Source organism: Actinomyces sp. Z5 (genome assembly GCF_003287795.1).
Lineage (GTDB): Bacteria > Actinomycetota > Actinomycetes > Actinomycetales > Actinomycetaceae > Actinomyces > Actinomyces glycerinitolerans.
In genome coordinates, this window is the sequence record NZ_QMIN01000061.1 from 1 (window position 1) to 2,879 (window position 2,879).

Below are 2,879 nucleotides of genomic sequence, written 5' to 3' on the forward strand. Positions count from 1 at the left end.
GTCGTAGTGGCGCAGCATGCGTACCGACAGGCGAGTCAATGAGCTGAACTCGCCGATCGTCATGAGATTCGTGGTCTCGGCCATGAGTCAACCATGTGCCCTCACACCGTGTCAGGGTCAACCCTCAGGGTCGTCGGTGTGAGCGCGTTGCTTGTACCTCGGTTCTGGTCGGCGGGTGGAGGAGCTCGCCGTGCATCCGGCGTCGGCCGACGCCAAGCACAGCCAGGCTGATCTGGTCGGTCGAGATCGGGCTCCGCCGGTTTCGGGCATGTTGCAACGGGCGGGGCGGCGACGCCCCGCATCCCTGGGGCGACTGCAATGGTTGCCCCGCCCGTGGATTGCACGACCCCGGGCGGCGTTCCACGACCTTGGTGCGTACTGCACGACCCCGGGGTGGTCGTGCAACAGGCACGAAGGTCGTGGAGTGTCACCAAGGTCGTGCTGAAGACCGCCTCCAGCACCCACGATCAACACCAAGTCACATGTGAAGCAGCGTCTCAACCCCGATAACCCGATGACCCGACTCTCACAAGCAGGATCGAAGCCGGACAAGAAAACAAAGAACCTGCTGGCGCGTGACCGTGTCAGCGCCAGCAGGTTCTTGGTGGAGATGCGGGGAATCGAACCCCGGTCCGACGGTGGTGCAACAGGACTTCTCCGGGTGCAGTTCGCTGCTGTTTTTCTCGGCCCCGGCGTCTCACGCGAACAAGGACGCCGACGGGCTCAGCCACCTTGAAGTCCCGAGACCCCCGGTGGCATGGGGCCTCAGCAGTGGCTTCCTAGATGACGCCAGGAACCGGGGCGGAAGCTCCCCCGGGCTGACGGACTTCGAGGCTCGCCTCAGGCGGCGAGGGCGAAGTCGGTGCGAGTGTTATCGGCACCTATTGGTTCGCACAGAGCGTTGACGAGATGACTGTGCATCCTCGACCCGCTTCTCCTGAATCCACGACCGTCGTCGAAACCGATCATCCCCTGTTGAGTTTTCCCCGCCCGGCATGCCGGGCGGGAACCCGCTGAAACCTCAGCAACTCAAGCATACCAGCGCCGGTTGCAGCGGCCGCGAGACCTTCGCCACTAGATTTGTTTCGTCGGACCACTGGGAGCCGCTAGGCTGACGGCATCGGCTCGAACTCATAGGAGGCACATCATGGAGACCCGCCCGCTCCCCGCCCTCGATCGCAACATCTCCGCCGTCGGCGTCGGCACCTGGCAACTCGGCACCGACTGGGGTGAGGTCACCGCCGATGACGCCACCGCCACCCTGCAGGCGGCGCTCGACGCCGGCGTCACCTTCATCGACACCGCCGACGTCTACGGCGACGGCCGCTCCGAGCAGTTCGTCGGTGCCTTCGCCGCCGCCCACCCCGACGCCGGACTCACCATCGCCACCAAGATGGGCCGGCGCGTGGAGCAGCTCCCCGAGAACTACACGCGCGACGCCTTCCTGGCCTGGAACGACCGCTCCCGGCAGAACCTGGGCGTGGACACCATCGACCTGGTGCAGCTGCACTGCCCGCCCAGTGAGGTCATCTCCGCTGAGCGCACCTGGGACTGGTTGGAGGAGATGGTGGCGGACGGCCGCATCCGCGCCTACGGGGTCAGCGTGGAGACCTGCGCCCAGGCCCTGGATGCCATGCGGCGCCCCGGGTGCGCCAGCGTGCAGATCATCCTCAACGTCTTCCGCCGCAAGCCGCTGGAGCAGGTGCTGCCCACCGCGCAGGCCACGAGCACCGCAATCATCGCCCGCGTGCCGCTGGCCTCCGGGCTGCTGTCCGGCCGCTACACCGCGGACACCACCTTCCCCGCCTCAGACCACCGCAACTACAACCGCGACGGCTCCGCCTTCGACATCGGCGAGACCTTCTCCGGCGTACCCTTCGACGTCGGCGTCAAGGCCGCCCAGGAGTTCACCGCCCTGTGCCGCGAACTCGGCCCGGCGGGCGCCACCCCCGCCCAGGTGGCGCTGCGCTGGATCCTGGACCAGCCGGGCGTGACCACCGTGATCCCCGGCGCGCGCAACGCCGAGCAGGCCCGCACCAACGCCTCCGCCGCCGTGCTCCCCCCGCTCAGCGAGCAGTTGCACGCGGCCCTGGCGGACCTGTACGACCGGCGCATCCGCGCCCACGTGCACGACCGCTGGTAAGGCGAGCCGCCCCGCTCGCCACCGACCCGCTCGTCGGCAACCGGCCGACAGCCCGACGACGGCGCCCGACGCCCCCTCTGACCGGCAGGCGCCGTCACGCCCAGATGCCCGCGTCAGCCGCGGCGCCGGTTGGCGGCGGCCATGGCGCGGGCCGCATCCCGCTTGTCCTGCGCCTCCCGCAGGGCCTGGCGCTTGTCCCAGTCCTGCTTGCCTCGGGCCAGCGCGATCTTCAGCTTGACGCGCCCGCCGGTGAAGTACAGCTCCAGGGGCACGATCGTGTAGCCCTTCGCCTGCACCCGCTGCGCGAGCTTGTCCAGCTCGGCCCGGTGCAGCAGCAGCTTGCGCTTGCGGCGCGGGGAGTGGTTGTTCCAGGTGCCCTGCAGGTACTCGGGGATGTGGGCGCCCTGCAGCCAGGCCTCGCCGTTGCGGTCGATCTCGATCCACGCCTCGGTCAGAGAGGCCCGGCCCATGCGCAGCGCCTTCACCTCGGTGCCGGTCAGGGCGAGCCCCGCCTCGTAGCGGTCCTCAATGAAGTAGTCGTGCGTCGCCTTGCGGTTGCGGGCGATGGTCTTGTGCGCGTCGGCGGCCGCCTTGGCGCGCTCCGCCGGAGTGAGTTTCCTCGTACCCTCGGTCTTCTTGGCCACCGGCGTCTCCTTCCCTCGTCCCGGGCCGTCAAGCCACGGCGCCGCATCCTACTGCCGCCGACGGCGGTCGCCAAGGCCCGCCGTCGGCAAGG

2 protein-coding genes and 1 other RNA gene are annotated in these 2,879 nt (G+C 68.9%); 1 reads left to right on the forward strand and 2 read right to left on the reverse strand.

Annotated elements, in window-relative coordinates; translation table 11 throughout:
- Positions 1-602 precede the first annotated feature (602 nt).
- Positions 603-973, reverse strand: a transfer-messenger RNA (tmRNA) gene (gene ssrA / locus DRB06_RS08515).
- Between the two features lie 174 nt (positions 974-1,147).
- Between ssrA and DRB06_RS08520 the strand changes: the two genes are divergently transcribed.
- Positions 1,148-2,143, forward strand: a complete 996-nt coding sequence (locus tag DRB06_RS08520; protein ID WP_111819693.1) for an aldo/keto reductase — start codon at positions 1,148-1,150, stop codon at positions 2,141-2,143.
- 113 nt (positions 2,144-2,256) lie between these two features.
- On the opposite strand, the gene smpB is transcribed toward DRB06_RS08520, so the two are convergent.
- Entirely contained in the window at positions 2,257-2,787 is a 531-nt protein-coding gene (gene smpB, locus DRB06_RS08525; RefSeq protein WP_111819694.1) for an SsrA-binding protein SmpB, read from the reverse strand.
- Positions 2,788-2,879 lie beyond the last annotated feature (92 nt).

Excerpts from the sequence above, each read along its gene's own strand:
- DRB06_RS08520 (WP_111819693.1), top strand. The coding sequence starts at position 1,148 with ATGGAGACCCGCCCGCTCCCCGCCCTCGATCGCAACATCTCCGCCGTC.